The following is a 21,396-nucleotide window of genomic DNA, read 5'->3' on the forward strand; positions in this document are numbered from 1 at the left end:
ACCACCATCAACCCGAAGGAGATATCGTGCATCCGGCATCCACAGCCTTACCCCGGGAAATCCACCGCTTCAGCCATCACTCCGTGTTCGGAGACTGCTGGACCACTTTCAACCGGACATTGAACCGGGACGCCCTGGGCCTTCCCAACGAGGCCTCGTTGGCTGAACGGTTGGACACACTCTTGGACATGGAAATCCGCGACCTGCGTGTTTTCTGGCTCAGCCTGGCGCGGATTGCCGAGCTGGCGGTCAAACAGGCCGGTGATTATGCGGACAACTGCGAATTTCAAGCCGCGGGAGATCTGCTGGTCAACCCCCGACGAATCGATGTCTACCTGCGCGGATGGTCGAGCCCGGTGGTCAAGGACCGCCATCGCGGCCTCAGCCAGCAGTTCGCTGCAGCCATCGGAAGGGACAACCCGGTGGCCTGGTTAAGCCGGAAAACACTGCCCCATGTAAGGGAGGAGGCATTGCTGCCCTGTATGAAACAAACGTTGTCCGCCTCGGGATTCATGAACCCCGCTTACCTGGCCGACCTGGACCGGCGGATGGGCCGGGTGGCCGATACGATCGCTTTTCTGATGGCCTGGCCGGTGACGGACAGCGCTCAATTATTCCGGCGGATGCGGGACGCGGGGCCGGAGGGCCAGGCGTTTATCCGGTCGAAACTTTGCCGGTTTGACGCTGCCCGTTTCAACGCCATGGGAGAGGATATCAAAAATATTGCGATGGGTGGGGGCTGCTCGGCGCAATTCCTGTCCGGGTCCATGGTGCAATGCGCCCGCAACCATCCGGCGGGGAACACGCCGGGGACGGGGCTGCGCAACCGCCCGTTGACAGACGTCGGCCGGGCCTCCGGCCAATTGAGGCCCGCTTTTTGAGGGTTTAAGGTTCCTGCTGGTCTATCCGATCAATAAAATACGCCCGGAGACATCACGTAAAATCCGGCACCCACGAAGTAGTCCGTATCCGGCACACGGTAGATAAACGTGTGCTTGGGTTTGTTGATCTCCATGCCGGGGACCTGCCACGTATATTTGGTCCAGCCCTTGCCTTTTTTGGCCGCCTTGACGAAATCCACGAAAAAGGCCTTGCCGTCGACGTCCGTCGCTTCGATCAGGGTGTCCGGCTTGGTCAGTTCCGGCTTGTGGGGGTGGGCCAGCATCCTGGCCTTCATGTCCATCAGGAAGACATAGCTGACGCCGTCGTTCCATACGAACCGGCCTTTTTTGTCTCCGATTTCCTTGACGGCGGCATTGATGCCCTGTTTTTTTATAAATTCTCCGGCTTCCTTGCATTTGGTAATGCAATCGTCACGGGTCCCGGCCATGGCGGGATCCGCCAGCACCATCACCATGAGCATCAGTGCGGCCAATATACCTGCAGTTGATTTCTTCAAGGCAGCCTCCATCGGTTACGGTTATCCGTTCTAATGAGCCGAGGTCAAAAAAATATAAAAAATACAATGCGTTTGTCAAGAATTATGTCGTTTCCAGCCGCATCCTCTACGAACGCCGGGCGGCAGGTCTCCGGTGGTGGACCCGTTTCTGTTATCGGCATTTCCGGTCGAAACGTTTATAAAAAAAGGGCGCCCTTTCGGGCGCCCCTGAATGGCCGTCATATTGGTCCGCGGCTACTTTTTGAGCATCCCCAGTGCCGTGTTGACGATATGGTTCGCCGTAAACCCGTATTTTTCAAGGACGGTTCCTCCGGGTGCCGACGCTCCGAACCCCTCGATTCCGATGACTTTTCCGCCCGGGCCCACGTAACGCTCCCAGCCCATGGAAATGCCGGCTTCAACGGCAATGCGGTGTTTGATGGCCGGCGGGAGGATCCGGTTTTTAAAGGCGGTTGATTTCTCTTCAAATATTTCCCAGCAGGGCATGTTCACCACGCGGGCGGCGATGCCTTTGTCGGCCAGGATGGCCTGCGCCTCGAGGGTGATGTGAACCTCGGCGCCCGTGGCAATGAGGATGATTTTGGGTTTGCCCGGACAGTCCGAAAGAACATACCCGCCGTGTTCCACACCGCATCCGGTCTGTTTGGCGTCGAGTATGGGCAGCTTCTGCCGGCTGAGAATCAGGGCCACCGGTCGGTCATTCATGGCGATGGCTTTGCGCCAGGCTTCGGCGGTTTCCGTGGCGTCGGCCGGGCGGATCACGGCCAGGTTCGGGATGGCCCGCAGAGCGGCCAGGTGTTCCACGGGCTGGTGGGTGGGGCCGTCCTCACCCACGGCCACGCTGTCGTGTGTGAACACATAGACAACCGGCAGTTTCATCAGGGCCGCCAGGCGGATGGCCGGGCGCATGTAGTCGGCAAACACCAGGAAGGTGCCGCCGTAAGGGCGGACACCACCGTGCAGAAACATGCCGCTCATGACGGCGCCCATGGCAAACTCACGGACGCCGAAGCGGATGTTGCGGCCGTCGTATTGCTTTTTCTGAAATTCCGGGCAGCCGTCGATAAAGGTTTTGTTGGAGGGTGCCAGATCGGCCGAGCCGCCCATCAGGCTGGGGAAAACCGCCGCGGCCGCATTGAGCACCTTGCCCGAGGCGGCACGGGTGGCCAGGGGACCGTCTTCCGGTTTGAACCGGGGCAGGTTGGCCTCCCATCCCTTGGGCATGAAGCGGGTCAGGGCATTGACCCAGCCGTCGGCCAGTTCCGGGTGTGCTTTTGAATATTTCTGGTAGGCTTTTTTCCAGCGGGTTTCCGCTTTGTCGCCCGCCGCGACGCATTTGCGAAAAGCCGTCAGGGCCCGTTTCGGGATGGCAAAGGGTTTCTTTTCTTTCCAGCCCAATGCGGCTTTGGTCAGTTTGATCTCTTCTTCACCCAGCGGCGCGCCATGGGCATCGGCGGTGCCCTGTTTGTTGGGGCTGCCGTGGGCGATGTGGGTCTTGAGCATGATGATCGAGGGCTTTTTGGTTTCGGCCTTGGCCGCCAGGATGGCTTCTTCGATGGCATCGGCGTCGCTGCCGTCTTTGACCTTGATGGTCTGCCAGCGGTAGGCATCGAACCGCTTGGCGACATTCTCCGTAAAGGCGATGCCGGTTCCGCCTTCGATGGAAATGCCGTTGTCATCGTAGAGGCAGATCAGTTTGGACAACCCCAGATGGCCGGCCAGGGAGGCCGCTTCGGCGCTCACCCCTTCCATCAGGTCCCCGTCGCCGCACATCACGAAGGTGTGGTGGTCCACGATGTCATGGCCGGGCCGGTTGAAATTGGCCGCCAGGTGCCGTTCGGCCATGGCCATGCCGACGGCGTTGGCAAAACCCTGGCCCAGGGGGCCGGTGGTGGTCTCGACGCCGGGGGTGTGGCCGTATTCGGGATGGCCTGGGGTCTTGCTGCCCCATTGCCGGAAATTCTGGAGTTCCTCCATACTCAGGTTGTATCCGGTCAGGTGCAACAGGCTGTATAGCAACATGGAGGCATGGCCGCCGGAGAGTACGAACCGGTCGCGGTCCGGCCAGTCCGGGTTCTGCGGATTGTGCTTCAACACCCGCGTCCAGAGTACGTAGCCGGCCGGAGCCAGTCCCATGGGCGCCCCCGGGTGGCCGGAGTTGGCTTTTTGCACCGCATCCATGGACAGGGTGCGGATGGTATTGATGCAAAGATCGTCAAGGGTCGGCTTCTTTTTCGGGGTGCCCGTGCTCATTGGGTACGGCTCCTTTAATAATGGATTCAATCAAGAAACAACGTTTGAAAGGGGTGATACAAAAGATTTAAGGCTGAAGCAAGGGTTTTAAAGGCCTATTTGTTCAGGCGGCGAGCGGGTCAGGATGGCCGGCGTCCCTGCGGATCCGGCGTGGTCGGTGAAGCCCCGATCGACCGGTTCAGCGGGAAAAACAGCGGCACCCGGCCAAATGGATTGACAAAACCGTCAAAAAACAGTAATTGGTTCAACCAATTATAATTGGTCCATCTATTTAACCGTTAGATTGATGCTTCCGATGACACACTGGTTCCCCGTTAAATGGATATTGGCGTTTTCTCCCATCGCCATGGTTTTGTTCCTCATGGTTTTCCGGAACTGGGGGGGCGGACGGGCCGGGGCCGCCGGGTGGTTCACGGCGCTGATCGCGGCGGTCCTGTCTTTCGGCGCCCACCCCGAACTGATTGCCTATTCGCAGATGAAGGGCGTCCTGCTCTCCCTGAATGTGCTATACATCATCTGGGCGGCCCTGTTATTGTATCATGTGGTCAATGACACCGGCGCCATCGAGGCCATCGGTATCGGGATCGAGCGATTCAGCGGTGACAAGGCCATCCAGCTGCTCATTTTCGGATGGGTGTTCGGTTCCTTTCTTCAAGGCGTGGCCGGCTATGGGGTGCCCATCGCCGTGGTGGCCCCCCTTCTCGTCGGCCTCGGATTCAATCCCGTGGTTGCCGTTGCCGCGCCTGCCATCGGCCACAGCTGGTCCGTTACCTTCGGATCGATGGGTGCATCCTTTCAGGCGCTCATGGCGGTGACCGGACTGGATGACGCCTTTCTGGCCTCCTGGTCCGCCCTGCTGCTTGGATTGTCCGCCTATCTGTGCGCCATTTTCGCCATCCATGTTTTCGGCGGGTGGAAGCTTGTCCGCCACAGTGCCATCGCCATCCTGATCATCGGAACGGTCATGGCCGCCACCCAGTACGTGCTGGCGGTGTCCGGGATGTGGACCCTGGGCGGATTCGGTGCCAGCCTGATGGGGATGTGCGCGGCGCTGATGGTGGCCCGACTGAAGCCCTACAGGGCGGCAGCCGCATCGGACGCCCATGCTCAGATGAGTTTCATCTGGGCGTTCTCGGCATATATCATTCTGATCGTGATCGTCTCGGCAGGTGAATTGGTCGGTCCGGTAAGAAATTTTCTAGGACAGGTGAGGCTGTCCATGGTTTTTCCCGAGATTGTCTCCCGGACGGGCTGGGTGACCCCCGCCCAGAACGGGAAAAGCATCAATCTTTTCGGCCATGGCGGGGCGCTGCTCACCTATTCCGCCATGGCCAGTTATCTGGTTTTTTCCATCAAGGGGTATTACCGGCCGCAATCGATGCGTCGGATCCTCTCCAGAACAGTCAAAAGCGGTGTGCCCACCAGCCTGGGTATCGTCAGCATGGTCTGTTTCGCACTGATCATGGATCACTGTGGCATGATCAGTATTCTTGCCGAAGGAATCAGCCGCGTGTTCGGCGGCCTCTATCCGTTTTTTGCACCGTGGATCGGACTTCTGGGTGCATTCATGACCGGCAGCAACACCAACTCCAACGTGGTCTTCGGGGTCCTGCAGCAGCAGACCGCAGGCCTGGCCGGAATCAGCACCGCCCTGATCCTTGCCGCCCAGACTACGGGGGGGGCGCTGGGCAGCATGGTGGCACCGGCCAAGATTATCGTGGGCTGCTCTACGGTGGGCCTTGCCGGCAAGGAAGGACCGGTGCTGAAAGCGACGCTCCGGTATGGTATGGTGATCACCGGCATGATCGGCCTGGTCACCCTGGCCGCGGCAGCGATGGGGCTATGAAATCAAAAAAAACGATCGGTGCGTTCTACCGGAACAGAATCAAGGGGTTTTCCCTGACGGCGATGCTGGTGATTCCCTTTCTGCTTTACTTTGCCGCCAGATTCGGCGCACCCTGGCAGGTGATGGCACTGCTGGCCTTCATGGGGTTGAACATGCTTGTTGTCTTGAAAAAAGGATAACCGGGACCGGTTCACCATGGCGCGAAAAAGGGAAAAAAACGGAACGCGGGGCGCAGCGGCGGGCCTTCGGCCCGTGACCCACACCAAACTGCATGAGCAGATTGTCGCCCAGATTCAGGACCTGATTCAATCCGGAAATCTCAAGCATGGTGACCGCCTTCCACCCGAAAGAGAGCTGTCGGCTATTTTCGGCGTGTCCCGCCACTCGGTTCGGGAGGCCGTACGGCGTCTGGAACAGCAGGGGATGTTGAAAAGCAGGGCCGGCAGCGGCACGTTCGTGGTTTTGGATGAGGCCTGTCCCTTGAGTCAATTCCTGGCGGTTGCCGTCCATCGGGAAAAAAGCAAAATTTCCGAGATTTTTCAGTTCCGACGGATGATCGAGCCTCAGATCGCGCGGCTCGCCGCCATTAATGCCACGCCGTCGGACATCCGCCACCTGGAACAGATTCTTCGTGACCAGATGCAGAGCCTGGATGATCCGGTTCTGGCCGGCACCCATGATCAGGCATTTCATGTCGCCCTGGCCCGGGCCACGGGCAATTCGGTCCTTTTTCATATCGTCGAGCGGATTGGCGATGTGTTGCGTTTTATCCGGGATGAGTTTTCCCAGACGGCTGCGCGGCAGAAGCTGTCCCTTCGAGGACATGAGGACCTGCTCGCCGCCCTCCGGGAAAAGGATCCCGAAAAGGCCCGGACGGCAATGGAAAAACATCTGGCCGCGATCGAGCAGACCATGCTCGACAACGAGGAGATTTAAATTAAATCAGGCATCAACAGGCACGAAGGATACACCCCCAACATTCTAACCCGGAGGAGGAAAAAATGAAGAAGATCGGTATGCTGATCCTGACAGTGGTCCTGGTTTTCGGCATCGGCGGGAACGCGATGGCCGAGCGTGCGGGAGGGACGTTCAACTGGATCGCCCCCTACGGCGGCGATTTCCACAATCTCGATCCCCATATTTCCGCCCGGACCAACGACTATCTGGCGTTGATCAACATGAACCGGGGACTCTACCGCTGGAATCCGGATACCAACCAGCCGGCTGCGGAATTGGCGGAAACGGTGGATGTTTCCGACGATGGCCTGGTGTACACCTACCGGCTGCGAAAAAATGTCAAATTTCACAATGGCCGCAACCTGACCGCCGATGATGTGATCTGGAGTTTCAACCGGATCATGGCCAAGGAAACCGCCTCTCCCTGCGCCCGGTATGTCCGTATTGTCAAAGGCGCCAAGGAGATGGAGGCGGGAACCGCCGAAACCATCGCCGGTATCCAAAAAATTGACGACTACACCGTTGAAATCACGCTGGATGATCCCATCGATCCGGGGTTTCCCCTCTGCCATCCCTGCACGGCCATCCTGCCCAAAGAAGAAGTCGAGAAGAAAGGCGAGGGGTTCGGCGTGGATCCGATCGGGTGCGGCCCGTTTCAGTTTGTTCGATGGGAAAAGGGCAGCGTCATGGAAATGACCAAGTTTCCTGGATACTATGAAAATGAAAAACCCTACCTGGACAAATTGGTCTACCACATCATGCCCGAAGGCGCGGCCCGCGATGTGGGGTTCCGATCCAAGGAACTGGATGCCACTCTGGTCGGCTCCGCCCAGTATCCGGCCTACCAGAAAGACCCCGAAATCTCCCAGAACATGGTGGAAGTCGCTGAAATGTTCACCCGCCACATGGGTTTCAACACCAATTTCAAACCGTTTGCCGACAAACGGGTGCGCCAGGCCATCAATTATGCCATCAACGAAGACCTGATCATAAAAAAGTTCATCAAGAACAAGGCCTATCCGGCAGTCAGCTTCCTGCCGACCACCTCTCCCGCCTTTGACACCGGCGCCAAGGGGTACGGTTATGATGTCGAAAAGGCCAAGCAGCTCATGAAGGACGCCGGGTATGAGCAGGGCTTTGAATTCACCTGCATCGCCACCAGCAACAAATCCTTCGGTGCGGCGGTTGTGGAGGCCCTGATTCCCTTTCTCAAAAAAATCAACGTGACCGTCAAACCCCAGCTTCTGGAGGGGGCGGCCCTGTCTGAAAAGGTCTTCAAAACGGCGGATTTCGATGCCTATATCTGGTCGGTGGAGTCCGGTCCCGACCCCCTTCAGGCGCTGAACCGCTGGAAGTCCAGCAATCCCAGGAGTGCCGGAAACCTGGTGGAATACAACAATCCGGAATTTGACAGGCTGCTGGACGCCGCCGGAAAAGAACGCGACCCGGCCAAAAAGGCCGGCCTGCTGAAAACGGCCGACGGTATCTTCAAAGATGATGCACCGCTGTGGTTCTTCAACTACAACAAGGCCATTATCGCCCATCAGCCCTGGGTTCACGGAATCAAACCCGTGGCGGTGGAGCACATGTTCCAGGATTTTACCAGCATCTGGGTAGACGCCGCTTCCCCCAGGGCAACCCAAAAATAAAACCGGCACAGGTTGGGTTGAGACGTTCAGCCCAACCTGTCCATCACCTGTCAGGCGAGCCGTAATCCATGATAGCGTATACGCTTCGAAGATTGCTGCAGTTCATCCCGACGATCCTGGTCATTTCCCTGATCATGTTTGTGCTGCTGAACGTGCTTCCGGGCAATGCGGCCCTGATGGCCGGGGACAAGGGGCGGGTCATGGATCAGCAGTACATCGACAAGATGAACAAGCAATGGGGGCTGGATAAACCCCTGCATATCCGCTACCTGACCTATGTCCGGGATATGGCCAGAGGCGACCTGGGGGTCTCTTTTCTGCGGGGCGAAAAGGTCAACACCCTGCTGGCCGCGAGATTGTGGCCCACATTCAGGCTGGCCGTCGCCTCGCTGATCATCGCCGTATGCGTGGGGATTCCCCTGGGGTTCTATTCGGCCCTGAAGCAGGGTACCTGGCTGGACACTTTTTCCATGATGGGCGCGGTATCCGGGGTTTCCGTTCCCCAGTTCTGGCTGGGGCTGGTGCTCATGTATTTTCTATCGGTCACGGTCCGGATTTTTCCCACTTTCGGCTACGGCGGCGGGGATTTCATGCACCTGGTGCTGCCCGCATTCACCCTGGGCGTCGGTTACATGGCCCTGCTGGCGAGAACGACCCGGGCGGCCGTCGTTGAAGTGCTCAACACCGACTACATCCGCACGGCCCGGGCCAAGGGGCTTTCGGAACTCTGGGTCAACCGCAAGCATGTGCTGCGCAATACGCTGGTGCTCATTCTGACCACGGCCGGGCTGCAGTTCGGTTCACTGGTCGGGCAGACCGTGGTGGTGGAAAAACTGTTTTCCTGGCCCGGCATCGGCTCCCTGCTGGTGGATTCCATTTTCCAGCGCGATATCGCCGTGACCCAGGGGTGTATCCTGGTGGTCATCCTTGTTTTTCTGGTCGTCAATCTTTGCGTGGACCTGCTGTATGCGTTCATCGATCCCCGGATAGAATACGAATGAGAGAAACGCTGAAAAAGCTGTTCAGGCGAAAAAACCTGTTGCTGGGGGGGGCGATTGTGGTTCTGGTCAGCATGATGGCCATATTTGCGCCCTTGCTTGCGCCCTATCACCCCATCGATGACGCCGATCTGATGAACGCCGAGGAACCGCCCAGCAGTCGCTTCTGGTGCGGTACAGACAGCCAGGGCCGGGATATCCTTTCCCGGATCATCTACGGGGCGAGAATTTCCCTGAGCATCGGGCTGGTGACCCAGTTCGTGAATACGCTGATCGGCATCGTATTGGGAATGACCGCCGGTTTTTTTGGCAAATGGTGGGACGACCTGGTCATGGGGCTGACCAATATCATGCTGTCCATCCCGCCGATGATTTTTGCCCTGGCCATCATGGCCCTCCTGGGCCCGGGGTTCATCAATGTTTTCATTGCACTGGGGCTGACCAACTGGGCATACAGCTGCCGGATCACCCGCTCCCAGGTGCTCGCGGCCCGGTCCATGAATTACGTGATCGCCGCCCGGGCCCTGGGATACAGCAAAATCCGAATCATGTTTACCCAGATCCTGCCCAATGTCATCGGTCCCATACTCGTGATCGCCACCCTGGGCGTGGCCTATGCCATCCTGCTGGAAGCCGCGCTGTCCTTTCTGGGGCTGGGCACCCAGCCGCCCAACCCGAGCTGGGGGGGCATGCTGGCAACGGCGCGGGACCAGTTTTTCACGACGCCGTGGATCTCCGTGTTCCCGGGCGTGGCCATTTTTGTAACCGTACTGGGGCTCAACCTTTTCGGCGATGGCCTCAGGGATATACTGGACCCCCATGTTACCCGGAAATAACTCAGACGGCTTCGTAAGAAGTCCGATATCTGCGTTACGCGTCATCCCTCGTCACTGCGACGTACCATCGGTACGCCTCATTCCTCGGGATTCGCAAGCCTTGATTTCGAACTTCTTACGAAGCCGTCTGGAATGCGATTGTTTACGTGTTAATCGAACATAACGATCAAACAGAGGCATGCCTATGAACTTCACCATCTACTCCTCGGATATTTTCACCTGCGACCCATCCCGGCCACGGGCCGAAGCCATTGCGGTGAGGGACGGCAAGATTGCGGCCGTCGGCACCAATGCCCAGGTGCGAAACGCCTGCGCCCCGGCCGGTCCGGTGCTGGAACTGCCCGGACGGCTGATTACACCGGGATTTACGGATTCCCACACCCATTTCAACCGTCTGGGGCAGAGCCTCGGCTGGGTGAGCCTCAAGGGGCTTTCCTCCATTGCCGAGTGCCGGGAAAAAATCCGGTCGGCCGTGTCGCAGACGCCGCCGGGACAATGGATCGTCGGTATGGGGTGGAACCACAACCAGTGGACCGACAACCGGGAGCCCGACCGCAGCGACCTGGATGATATCACCCCGGACCACCCGGTCATGATGGTGCGGGCCTGCTGCCATTCCATATGGGTGAATACCCGGGCGCTGGACGTGGCCGGGCTAACCGCGGCATCGCCGGAACCACCGGGCGGCAAGATTGACCGGGAGCCCGGTTCCGGGCATCCCACCGGCCTGATCCGCGAGGCCCGGAACCTGATTCAGGACCATATTCCCGCACCTGCCCTGGAAGCCCGCAAAGCCGCCCTGCTTTCGGCACAGGAAGAGGCGCTGCGCCTCGGCTTTACCGGGGTCCATACCATGGAATCCCTCGCCGAGTGGGAAGCGGCCGCTGCGCTGGAAAAAGAAGGTCGCTTGAAAATGCGTCTTTACCACCTGTTCCAGGGTGATGAACTGGATGCGGTGGCGCGGCGCGGCATCACCCCCGGATCCGGAAGCGACCGTCTCTGGTTCGGCCACGCCAAATTGTTTGCGGACGGATCCATGGGCGCGAAAACCGCCCTGATGCACGACCCCTACGAAGACGATCCGACCGACTTCGGCATCCCCTTCCTGGAGCCGGCGGTGCTTGACGAACGGGTGGCATATGCCTGTTCGCTCGGCTGGAGCGTGGCCATCCATGCCATCGGCGACAAGGCGGTCACCCATTCCCTTGACGCCATCGCCCGGGCCAGGAAAACCGGTCCCGGCCGCCTGCCGGACCGCATCGAGCACATCCAGGTCTGCCGCCCCGATGATGTGCGCCGATTCAACGACCTGGGGGTGGTCGCTTCGGTGCAGCCGGTGTTCGTTCCCACCGACTGGCCCGCGGCGCAGCGGCTGTGGGGCCAGCGCTGCATCAATGGGTACGCCTGGAAAACCATCCTGGATGCCGGTATCGGCACCCAGTTCGGTTCCGACTGCCCCATCGAGCCCATTGATTTCCGTTTCGGGCTCCATGCGGCGGTGACCCGCCAGACCGTCGATGGCGACCCCGAGGGCGGCTGGTATCCCGACCAGCGGCTGACCCTGGCCCAGGGGATCCACGGATTTACGGTCCAGCCGGCCCTGACATCCGGCAGGGGGGCGCTGCTGGGCACCCTGACGCCGGGAAAATGGGCGGACATGACCGTTTTGCGGCACAATCTGTTCGATCTGGGCCCGGACGAATGGCTCTCCACAGAAGCCGAGATGACCATTGTGCAGGGAGAGATTGTTTTTCAGCAAAGGTGAATCGTGACGACCAATGGGTGACCAGCTTCTGGAAATAGACCGGCTGCGGACCGTATTTGCCTCGGTGGACGGGGTCGCCACGGCGGTGGACGGGGTTTCTTTCACCATGGAAAAAGGAGAAACCCTGGGCATCGTCGGTGAGTCCGGTTCGGGCAAAAGCGTGACGGCCCTGTCGGTGATGCGCCTGATCCGGCCTCCCGGGAAAATAACGGGCGGCGCCATCCGTTTTGGCGGCAGCGACCTGCTCCGCCTGCCGGAAAAAGAGATGCAGGACATACGCGGAAACCGGATCTCCATGATTTTCCAGGAACCCATGACCTCGCTCAACCCGCTGTATACGGTCGGCGATCAGATTGCGGAGATGTTCATCCGGCACCGGGGAATGAACCGCAGCGAGAGCCGGAAGCGATCCGTGGATATGCTGGATCGGGTCCGCATCCCTTCCCCGGCCAAACGCGCCGGCGAATATCCCCACCAGCTTTCCGGCGGCATGCGCCAGCGGGTCATGATCGCCATGGCCCTGGCCTGTAATCCGGAGCTCCTGATTGCGGACGAGCCCACCACCGCGCTGGATGTGACCATACAGGCCCAGGTGATCGACCTGATGCTCCGGTTGAAGGAGAAGGTCAAAGCCGGAATCTTGATGATCACGCACGACCTGGGGGTCGTGGCGGAAATGGCTCAGCGGGTAGTGGTCATGTATGCGGGACAGGTCGTGGAGACGGGTGACGTGTTCTCGATTTTCGAAGCGCCCAGCCATCCTTACACCCGCGCCCTTTTGCGTTCGATGCCCAAACTGGGGGCCCGTGCCGTTAAAGGGCGTCATCGGCTCCGGGAAATCACCGGCATGGTCCCCAGCCTCTACGATTTGCCCGCAGGCTGCTGTTTTGCGCCGCGATGCCCCGATGTGATGGCCATCTGCAGGCAGGCGCCGGTGCCGCTGGTTCAGCTGGGCGGTCCGGATTCCGGGCGCCGTGTCAGATGCCGGTTGTGGCAAAAGGAATAAGGAGCGTTCATGTCCGCGGAACCCTTACTTGACGTCAAGGACCTGAAGGTGCATTTCCCGGTCGGCAAGCGCTTTTTTTCCCGAACCCGGCGCTATGTCTACGCCGTGAACGGCATCAGCCTGACCCTGGACAAGGGGGAAACCCTGGGTATCGTCGGCGAGAGCGGCTGCGGCAAGACCACCGCCGGGATGGCAGTCCTGAATCTGGTGGACCCGACCGCCGGAAAAATCACCTTCCGGGGCAAGGACATTTCGAATCGATCCCTGTTGTCCAACGCCGAGCGGCTGGCCCTGCGAAAAGAGATGCAGATCATTTTCCAGGACCCGTATTCCTCGCTGAATCCACGCAGCAGCCTGAACCAGATTCTGGACGTGCCCATGAGGATTCACGGGGGGTATACCCCCGGCGAAAGAAAAGACCGGATTGCCTACCTGCTGGAAAAAGTCGGGCTTTCCCCTGAACAGGGCAGCCGGTACCCCCACGAATTCAGCGGCGGGCAGCGCCAGCGCATCGGCATCGCCCGGGCGCTCTCCCTGGACCCGGTGCTGATCATCGGCGATGAGCCGGTGTCGGCCCTGGATGTGTCCATTCAGGCCCAGATCATCAACCTGCTCCTGGATCTGCAGGAAGAGTTCGATCTATCTTACATCATCATCGCCCATGATCTGGCGGTGGTGGAACACATCTCGGACCGCATCGCCGTCATGTACCTGGGAAAGGTGGTCGAGACGGCGCCTTACGCCGATCTGTATACCAACCCCCGCCATCCCTATACGCAGGCCCTGCTCTCGGCCATTCCCGTTGCCGACCCGCGAATCAATCGCAATCGGATCATTTTGAGCGGCGACGTCCCCAGCCCCCGACGGCCCCCCTCGGGGTGTGCCTTTCATCCCCGCTGTCCCCGTAAATTCGACGGCTGCGATCAAATCGAACCGCAACTCGGACCGGTGGGTGACGCACATCAGGTGGCCTGCCACCTGTACTGAATCAAAGCGCCCGCATCCACTCCGGCCGCAGCGCCACCCTGCCGTCCAGCGCCGCATCAATCAGGTCCAGGGTCCTGGCTTTTTCCTTGGGCATGCGAGCCCGGATGGGCAGGTAGTTGGAGGCGTGGTTGGCGTGAAAAAGACCCTGGGTCTGGTGGGTCTCGGCGATCATGGTGCGCAGTTCGGCCAGCATTTCGTCCGGCTCGATGAGCTCGAAGCGTCCGGCCTGGTAGTCGTCGTGCATGGGGGTGCCGGGAATCAGCATCAGGCTCAGGGCGCCCACATACTCCGGGTCGATGGCGGACAGCACACGGCCGGTCTCCCGGGCGTGGACCTGGGAGCGCTCCCGGCCGGCCAGTCCCAGCAGCACGGTGATGGAGAGCTTGATGCCGGCGGCCCGGGCTTTTCGGCCCATGTCGATCATCTGTTGGGCCGTGGCCCCCTTGTTGATGGCCTTGAGGGTGACATCGTCCCCGGTCTCAAGACCCATATAGGCGATCCCCAATCCGTTTTCACGCAGCTGCCTGAGTTCGTCCGGGGTTTTCATGTTCAGGCTTTTGGCATTGGCGTATACCCCTACCCGGGTTACCCAGGGAAGCTGCCGGCGGATTTCGGTGAGAATCTTAAGCAGCCGCTTCTGGGGGATGATCAGGGCGTCGCCGTCACAGAGAAATATGCGCCGCTGGCGCTGGCAGTGGGTGGCGGCAAAGGCGATATCCGCCATGATAATCTCATCGGATTTGATCTTGAACCGCTCCCCCTGGTAGGCTCCGCAGAAGGTGCACTTGTTGCGTGAGCAGCCCACGGTGACCTGGAGCAGGATGCTGTTGGCCTCACTGGGGGGGCGGATGATGTTGCCTTCGTAGTGCATAAGATAAAGCTCCTGGATTTTAACGGTACGTCCGACAGGCTACAATTTGCGTGTGTTTTCCGGGATTGTCAATGATGGACCGTTTTGATATGAAAAAATCAACCCAAAATTCTTGTCTGCGAGCCGCCGGTGAGGCCTGATTTTTCATTTCCCTTGCTGGTATCCACCGGCGGAAACTCTCGTCGTATTTATCATTTACCCCTATTTCCCCATTGTGTTGCAGAGAGGAGACTCAGGCATGAGCAGACTTTTGTGGCAACCGTCCGAAACCCAGATCCAGTCCACCAGCATGTACCGGTTCATGACGCGGGTCAACAGGCGCTACGGGACATCTTTTGACGATTACGGCGGCCTCTACCAGTGGTCCGTTGACCACATCTCCGAGTTCTGGAAGGAGATGTGGGAATTTGCCGGCATCAAGGCCTCGGCCTCCTGTTCGGCGGTGGTTGACGATGCCGGCCGGATGCCGGGTGCCCGCTGGTTCGAGGGGACCCGCCTCAATTTTGCCGAGAATCTGCTGCGCTTCCGCGACCACCGTCCGGCCCTGATTTTCCGGGGGGAAGACCGGGTGCGACGGACCCTGACCTATGCCGGGCTGTATGACGAGGTGGCACGGGTGGCCAGCGCCCTCAAAGAGGCCGGGGTGAGGCCCGGCGACCGGGTGGCCGGCTTCGTTCCCAACATGCCCGAATCGATCATCGCCATGCTGGCGGCGGCCTCATTGGGCGCGGCCTGGTCTTCCTGTTCGCCGGATTTCGGCATCAAGGGGGTCCTGGACCGCTTCGGCCAGATCAAACCCCGGGTGATCTTCACGGCCGACGGCTATTTCTTCAAGGGGAAGCCGATTGACTCCCTGGCGCGCATCGCAGACATCATCGGCCGGATTCCGTCGGTGGAGCGGCTGGTCGTGATCCCCTACGTCAGCCGCACACCGGATATCAGCGCCATCCCCAGCGCCGTCATGATCGACGATTTCAAGTCGACGGCCGACGGTCTGGAAATCGAATTCGCCCAGTTGCCCTTCGATCATCCGCTCTACGTCATGTACTCGTCTGGCACCACCGGCCTGCCCAAGTGCATGGTGCAGAGCGCCGGCGGCATCCTGGTGCACCACCTCAAAGAACTGATCCTGCATACCGACCTCACGCGCGAGGACACCATCTTCTACTTCACCACCTGCGGGTGGATGATGTGGAACTGGCTGGTCAGCAGCCTGGCCACCGGCGCCACCCTGGTGCTCTACGACGGCAACCCCTTCCATCCTTCTCCGAGGACCCTTTGGCAGATGGCCCAGGATGAGAAGATCACCGTATTCGGCACCAGCGCCGGGTACCTGGCCGCGCTTCAGGCTGCCGGTGTACGGCCGGGTGAGGACTTCGACCTTTCTCACTTGCGGGCCGTGCTCTCCACCGGGTCGCCCCTGTCCATCGAAAGCTTCGAGTTCGTCTACGAGGCCATCAAATCCGACCTCCAGCTGGCCTCCATCGCCGGCGGTACGGACCTCAACGGCTGTTTCGCCCTGGGCAACCCCATGGGGCCGGTCTATGCCGGCGAGCTTCAGTGCAGGGGGCTGGCCATGAAGGTGTTTGCCTTTGACGATGCGGGAAAACCCGTGGTGGGCCAGGAGGGGGAGCTGGTCTGCGCGGCGCCCTTTCCTTCGATGCCCATATACTTCTGGAACGATCCGGACGGGAAAAAATACCATGACGCCTATTTCGATGTCTACCCGGGCATCTGGCGCCACGGAGATTACATTGTAATCACCGAGCACGGCGGTGTGGTGATGCACGGCCGCTCCGACGCCACCTTGAATCCCGGCGGCGTGCGCATCGGTACGGCCGAGCTCTACCGGCAGGTGGAACAGCTGGAGGAGATCGAGGACAGCGTGGTGGTGGGGCAGAAATGGAAAAACGACGTGCGCGTGATCCTGTTTGTCCGGCTGGCCCCGGGGGTCGCGCTCACCGGCGACCTGAAGAATAAGATCCGAAAGGCCATCCGCGAACATGCCTCGCCGCGCCACGTGCCCGCCAAGATCATCCCGGTGCCTGACATCCCCTATACCCTGAACATGAAAAAAGTGGAACTGGCGGTGAAGAAGGTGATTCACAACCAGGCGGTCAAAAACAAGGACGCACTGAGAAATCCCGAGGCCCTGGATTGCTTCGCCGGTATTGCCGAACTGCAGGAAGATTGAGGGCGTGGGGCGGAAATTTCAGATGAAGCGTTCGCCCCCGGCCCGGTCAGCCTGCCAAATGCTTGAATTGAAAAATTCAGGAATGCGAGCCAGGACTATTCTTGATAATTTGGGATCATCTGGCCCCTGTTGAACTGGTCAAAACCGCTGATGCGTTGACGAGCACCAGGGGGCAACGGACCCTGCGCTCGTTTTTCTCCTGTGACAGCAATTTGAAAACCAACTGATCATCGGAAAGGGCCCAACACTATGGGTTGTGATCGGCCATCTTTTTTCTCGTATGGCTCTTTATAGCAGTTATGTTGCCGGTTTGATTATGTCGTGGGTCTCATTCCCATTTCATTCCGTTTAATTCCCAAAGGATTCAAGAATCCCTATCATTCCTTTAATTCACCCCACCTATTGATTTTCGTCGATTGACATATGTTTCCATCTGGTTCTGATCGACGGTTGGGCTTGTCTCCTGGCGGGTGATCTGCGACCTTTATGGGCATGAATTGGAAAAGGCCGGCTACCAGGTGGTGTCGCCGGCATCGCCTTTTTTGCTTCTGTTTTCCCGCTGCTCTGATGAACAGAGGCTCTGCCACATCATTTATGGCTTTTTCCCAATCAGTGCAGCCTATATGACCTTGACATCATATGTTTTATCTTGGTCAACATCAATTACATGCACACCACAGGCAATGCAAGGGTCGAAGGAGTGGATGACCCGCAGGATTTCCACCGGATTTGCCGGGTCTGCGACCGGAACGCCGACCAATGCCTGTTCCATCGGCCCGGGAATGCTTTTGCTTGCGTCGACGCTATCCACGCTTCGCGGCCCTAAATTCCAGGTGGTCGGCACCACCATCTGATAACGGCTGGTGGTGCTGTTGTCGATGTCGATCCAGTGGCCCAAGGCGCCGCGGGGTGCTTCGAGGAATCCACGTCCGGAATCGGAAATCATTGCATAATCCCAGTAGATCGCCTTGTCACCCGATTGCAGATTGTTTTCCAGCTGATCCAGCCAGCTAACCATACCGTTACCGACAATGACCGTTTCCAGAGCCCGGGCTGCGGTGCGGCCCAGCGTGGAGATCAGATCCGCTTCAGACAGGCCGGTATCCAACAAGAAGTTTTGGACGACAGTAACGAACTCGGGCTTCCCGAGGCCATAGCCGATGAGCACGCGTGCGAGCGGCCCGACTTCCATGGCAGCTCCGTCGTAGCGGGGCGCCTTGAACCATGAGTAGCGGTCATTGACGTCGAGACCCGTGAACGCCGGGTTGGTTTCTCCGTTGAGCGGGTGCAGATCCGAAGTGCCCGAATACCAGGAGCGGGCCACGTGCTCGGTAATGGCGGCTTCATTCAGGGGCTGTACATTCAGGATATCACCATTGAGAATGACACCCGCTGGCATGAACAGTCCTCCATCTGGAACCTGGGGGAACTCGCCGCAGGCCAGAAAATTGGTGAAACCGCCAATGTCCACCCATTCGGGATAGCGCGCGGCCACCACCTTGAGGTCCGGCATGTAAACGGTATCCACGAAGCGGCGTGTCTGTTCCAGATAGGTACGGAAGGTGGCCAGCCTGTCGGGTGACAGCTCGCCGCCACAGGTCACACCGCCCACGATGGTGGATTGGGGATGGGGGTTCTTGCCGCCCAGGATGGCCATCATGCGCGCGGCCACGATCTGAAGATCCAGGGCGGAAAGGTAGTGGGCGGTGACCAGCAGGTTTTCCTCGGGGCTCAGTTTGTAATCGGAATGGCCCCAATACGCGTTGGCAAAAGGGCCCAGATTGCCGGTGTCGACCATGCCTTGCAGACGGGACTTTACCGCAGCGAAGTCGATCGGATCTGCATCCGGTGACACGCTGTGCGCCAAGGCTTCGGTTGCACCCGCGTTGGCCGACAGGGCGCTGGTGATGTCCACCCAGTCGAGGCCGTGCAGGTGATAAAAGTGTACGATGTGGTCGTGCATGAACTGGGCGCCGAGCGTCAGGTTGCGTACGAGGCAGGCGTTGTCCGGGACCAGCGTGCCGATGGCGTTCTCGATGGCGCGCACCGAGCAGAGCTGATGCACATAGGTGCAGACGCCGCAAAGCCGCTGGGTGATGAGCGGAGCGTCACGCGGATCGCGGCCGGCCAGGATTTTCTCGATGCCACGGAACAGGGTGGCAGACGACCAGGCCTTCGATACGGTTCCCCCGCTGACCTCCACTTCCACTCGCAGATGCCCTTCGATGCGCGATACCGGATCGATGACCACCCGATTGGTGGTGCTGCCCCCACCGGCGTCCTGTTCGGTGGCGGTCACGTAGACCGTTTCGGCAGCGGGTGCCGAGACGGCGAATACGGCCTGACCGTTGGCCGTGTCGTCGTCTTCAGCCGCGGCTAAGGTAACCGGCTGACCAACATTCCAGCTGGAAGAATCGAAATAATAGGTGTTTCCGGATGCCACTGTAATGTCCGTATCGCCGGACTGGTGGCCAACGGTAACCGGAACGATCTGGCCCGGATCGGCACTCAGTTTCACGTTGAAAACCGCGGTTGCCCCTTCGTTTACGGTAAGGGCGTCGCGATCGGTCACAATCTGATACGCTGGTGCGGCCTGATCATCATCCACTTCGGTGGCGACGATTTCTGCCGATTGCAGCCCCTCACCGTAAAGACGGAATGTGGCCGTGCCGTCAACGGTGTCGGCGTCCTGCGCCGCGGCCAGGGTCACTGTCTTCCATTGATTGAACCGGGCTTTATTGAATATCAGAGATTCCCCGGAGACGATGGTGATGTCCGTGTCTCCGCCAGCGCGGATCACGTTAACCGCCACGGTGCTGGACGGTCTGGCAGCCAGCCTCACGTTGAAGGTCGCTTGGCCGCCTTGGGGGACCGAAATGGCGGATTCGCTGGTCTCGATGGCAACGGGGTCGGTGTTATCTTTAGTTGGCTTAGGCATATCGTGTTTCCTCGTTTATCGATGAAAAAGGTGAGTACAGGTGGCTTCAGTCGTCATGATAACTTCCCCCAGTGGTCGTCCCGCCTGGTGCTTCGGGGTGACAGTTGGCGCATCCCTGATTCGTCGACAGTCTGACGTTGTGTTCATGATGCATGGCCTGCTGGAATCGTCTGGGATCCTCCTGGTAAGACTCCTCTTCTTCAAAAATACCTGACCCATGGCAGCGGGTGCAGGATGCCGTTTTCTGGTCTTCGTGGGGTACGGCCGTGGGTCGATAGGTACTGAACATGGACATCCACATCGGATTGTAGAAGGGGGCATTGGAGTCCCAGAAACCGGGCTCCGAACAGCCGATGCACTGATGCTCGGCCTGAACGCACCAGGACTCCTGATTGTATAATGCTGTATGGCAGTTGTTATATGTGTTCGGGCCTTTACAGTTATAGCCCTGCATGCAGGCGTGGGGAACCGTGCAGCTGGAGTGAATGGTGCTGCCATGGCAGAAGGTGGGGCGTCCGTCTGTACGCAGGGGGGGCATCTGGTTGTTGAGCAGGTAGCTGGTGATGCAGGATACCAGATTCATGGGGTGGGGCGGGCAGCCGGTGATGTTGATCGTATCTACACCGATGGCGTCCTTTACGCCCATGGCGCCGGTGGGGTTGGGCGCTGCCGCGGGAAGCCCGCCGTAAGCCGCGCACGTACCCAATGCGATGGTGTACCTGGCCTGGGGGATGATGGTCTGGGCAATGTCGAGCATCGTGCGACCGCCAATCATGCCATAGACGCCATTGTCCGCTGTCGGAATGGCCCCTTCCACGATGCAGATGAACTCTCCGGCATGGTTGGCTACGGTCTGGTCGCGGTTGTGCTCAGCCTTTTCCCCGCAGGCGGCCTGGATGGTTTCGTGATAGGTGACGTTCAGCACGTCAAACAGGATATCCGCGACCCCCGGGTCGGTCGCCCTCAAAAAGGCCTCGCTGCAGCCGGTGCACTCGGCAAAGTGGAGCCAAACGACAGGTGGCCGTCCGTCGCTGGTCAAGGCCTCTGCGATCTTGGGAACCATGGTGGTAGACAGTCCCAATGTCGCGGCAATGCCGCCGCAGTATTTAAGAAACGCCCGCCTCGAAATCTCGTTGGAAAACATCGTTTCTCCTTTCACTCATCTGAGAAGCCAATCTCAGGTGACGTCCAATGTGGGTGTCGGCAACTGTCCTACAGCGTGAATGCCTCAATCATCGTGGCCAGTGTTATCTGTGTCGACCCAATTTATTATTTACTCTACGCCGTCCATACAAAATTAGTACCAGGTGGTGCGTTCGATGCGAGGTCGAGCGTTCCTTTTTTTTGATGGTGTATTAATTACTGTTTTTAATAGCTTTAAGCCGGGTGTTGGATTTTCCGGGGGGCATTGGGATGAGGCTGATTGCGGCAATAGTCTGGCTTGACGATCGGCATCGTTATCAAAATTTTTCACATAAGAAGTGCAATATCCTGCTAATTGGGCCGGGAAGGAACATGGCGTTACGTCGGTGAATGGAGGAACGGGTCAGATGGACTAAGGACGGGGTTGGCAACCGTTATGAGGGGATTCATAAACTGAGCAACCGTGAAAATGCAACCATCCCTTCTGACCCGCTGCCCTTGAAAACGGGCCGGTTGCCTGTTGGCCGCTCAACTCATCCAACTTTTTCGTTCGG

Annotated in this window: 16 protein-coding genes; 11 read left to right on the forward strand and 5 right to left on the reverse strand. The window is 59.1% G+C overall.

The features are described 5' to 3' along the window. Positions 1-26: 26 nt before the first annotated feature. Positions 27-881 carry a hypothetical protein gene (locus DSCA_RS24390; protein ID WP_155318927.1) on the forward strand — a complete coding sequence of 285 codons (855 nt, stop codon included), beginning with the start codon at positions 27-29 and terminating at the stop codon, positions 879-881. A 29-nt stretch (positions 882-910) separates the two neighbouring features. Here DSCA_RS24390 and DSCA_RS24395 read toward each other — a convergent pair whose 3' ends face one another. Both DSCA_RS24395 and tkt read right to left on the reverse strand, forming a co-directional pair. Further along, entirely contained in the window at positions 911-1,399 is a 489-nt protein-coding gene (locus tag DSCA_RS24395; RefSeq protein ID WP_167527938.1) for a cache domain-containing protein, read from the reverse strand. Positions 1,400-1,633: 234 nt separating this feature from the next. Next, positions 1,634-3,652 carry a transketolase gene (tkt, locus tag DSCA_RS24400; RefSeq protein ID WP_155318929.1) on the reverse strand — a complete coding sequence of 673 codons (2,019 nt, stop codon included), beginning with the start codon at positions 3,650-3,652 and terminating at the stop codon, positions 1,634-1,636. Between the two features lie 295 nt (positions 3,653-3,947). On the opposite strand from tkt, the gene DSCA_RS24405 reads away from it, so the two are divergent. The 9 genes from DSCA_RS24405 (at position 3,948) to DSCA_RS24445 (ending at position 13,696) form a co-directional block, all read left to right on the forward strand. Beyond that, a complete protein-coding gene (locus DSCA_RS24405) occupies positions 3,948-5,498 on the forward strand; it encodes an L-lactate permease (RefSeq protein ID WP_155318930.1) in 1,551 nt (516 codons plus the stop codon). Continuing rightward, positions 5,495-5,677 carry a hypothetical protein gene (locus DSCA_RS24410; protein ID WP_155318931.1) on the forward strand — a complete coding sequence of 61 codons (183 nt, stop codon included), beginning with the start codon at positions 5,495-5,497 and terminating at the stop codon, positions 5,675-5,677. The genes DSCA_RS24405 and DSCA_RS24410 overlap by 4 nt, the downstream gene beginning before the upstream one ends. Before the next feature lie 16 nt (positions 5,678-5,693). After that, positions 5,694-6,434 carry a FadR/GntR family transcriptional regulator gene (locus tag DSCA_RS24415; protein ID WP_155318932.1) on the forward strand — a complete coding sequence of 247 codons (741 nt, stop codon included), beginning with the start codon at positions 5,694-5,696 and terminating at the stop codon, positions 6,432-6,434. A gap of 65 nt (positions 6,435-6,499) precedes the next feature. Next, the gene (locus DSCA_RS24420; protein WP_155318933.1) at positions 6,500-8,104 is read left to right on the forward strand and encodes an ABC transporter substrate-binding protein; all 1,605 of its coding nucleotides are present in this window, start codon (positions 6,500-6,502) and stop codon (positions 8,102-8,104) included. 68 nt (positions 8,105-8,172) lie between these two features. Continuing rightward, on the forward strand, positions 8,173-9,105 hold the full coding sequence (locus DSCA_RS24425) for an ABC transporter permease (RefSeq protein WP_155318934.1): 933 nt from the start codon (positions 8,173-8,175) through the stop codon (positions 9,103-9,105). Then, the gene (locus DSCA_RS24430) at positions 9,102-9,938 is read left to right on the forward strand and encodes an ABC transporter permease (RefSeq protein ID WP_155318935.1); all 837 of its coding nucleotides are present in this window, start codon (positions 9,102-9,104) and stop codon (positions 9,936-9,938) included. Before DSCA_RS24425 ends, DSCA_RS24430 begins: the two co-directional genes overlap by 4 nt. Positions 9,939-10,122: 184 nt before the next feature. Beyond that, a complete protein-coding gene (locus DSCA_RS24435) occupies positions 10,123-11,703 on the forward strand; it encodes an amidohydrolase (RefSeq protein ID WP_167527939.1) in 1,581 nt (526 codons plus the stop codon). A gap of 13 nt (positions 11,704-11,716) precedes the next feature. Beyond that, entirely contained in the window at positions 11,717-12,709 is a 993-nt protein-coding gene (locus DSCA_RS24440) for an ABC transporter ATP-binding protein (protein WP_155318937.1), read from the forward strand. 9 nt (positions 12,710-12,718) lie between these two features. After that, entirely contained in the window at positions 12,719-13,696 is a 978-nt protein-coding gene (locus DSCA_RS24445; protein ID WP_155318938.1) for an ABC transporter ATP-binding protein, read from the forward strand. 1 nt (position 13,697) lies between these two features. Here the strand turns inward: DSCA_RS24445 and DSCA_RS24450 are convergent, their stop codons facing one another. Then, positions 13,698-14,567, reverse strand: coding sequence for a radical SAM protein (locus tag DSCA_RS24450; RefSeq protein ID WP_155318939.1), 870 nt, complete (start codon positions 14,565-14,567; stop codon positions 13,698-13,700). A gap of 238 nt (positions 14,568-14,805) precedes the next feature. Between DSCA_RS24450 and DSCA_RS24455 the strand changes: the two genes are divergently transcribed. Beyond that, positions 14,806-16,761, forward strand: a complete 1,956-nt coding sequence (locus DSCA_RS24455; RefSeq protein ID WP_155318940.1) for an acetoacetate--CoA ligase — start codon at positions 14,806-14,808, stop codon at positions 16,759-16,761. A gap of 619 nt (positions 16,762-17,380) precedes the next feature. Here the strand turns inward: DSCA_RS24455 and DSCA_RS24460 are convergent. Both DSCA_RS24460 and DSCA_RS24465 read right to left on the reverse strand, forming a co-directional pair. Continuing rightward, a complete protein-coding gene (locus tag DSCA_RS24460) occupies positions 17,381-19,060 on the reverse strand; it encodes a nickel-dependent hydrogenase large subunit (RefSeq protein WP_407924260.1) in 1,680 nt (559 codons plus the stop codon). A 685-nt stretch (positions 19,061-19,745) separates the two neighbouring features. Further along, positions 19,746-20,843 (reverse strand): hydrogenase small subunit, encoded by a 1,098-nt coding sequence (locus DSCA_RS24465; protein ID WP_155318942.1) that lies wholly within the window; start codon positions 20,841-20,843, stop codon positions 19,746-19,748. Positions 20,844-21,396 lie beyond the last annotated feature (553 nt).

Origin of the sequence: Desulfosarcina alkanivorans, from assembly GCF_009688945.1 — a bacterium.
Taxonomy (GTDB): domain Bacteria; phylum Desulfobacterota; class Desulfobacteria; order Desulfobacterales; family Desulfosarcinaceae; genus Desulfosarcina; species Desulfosarcina alkanivorans.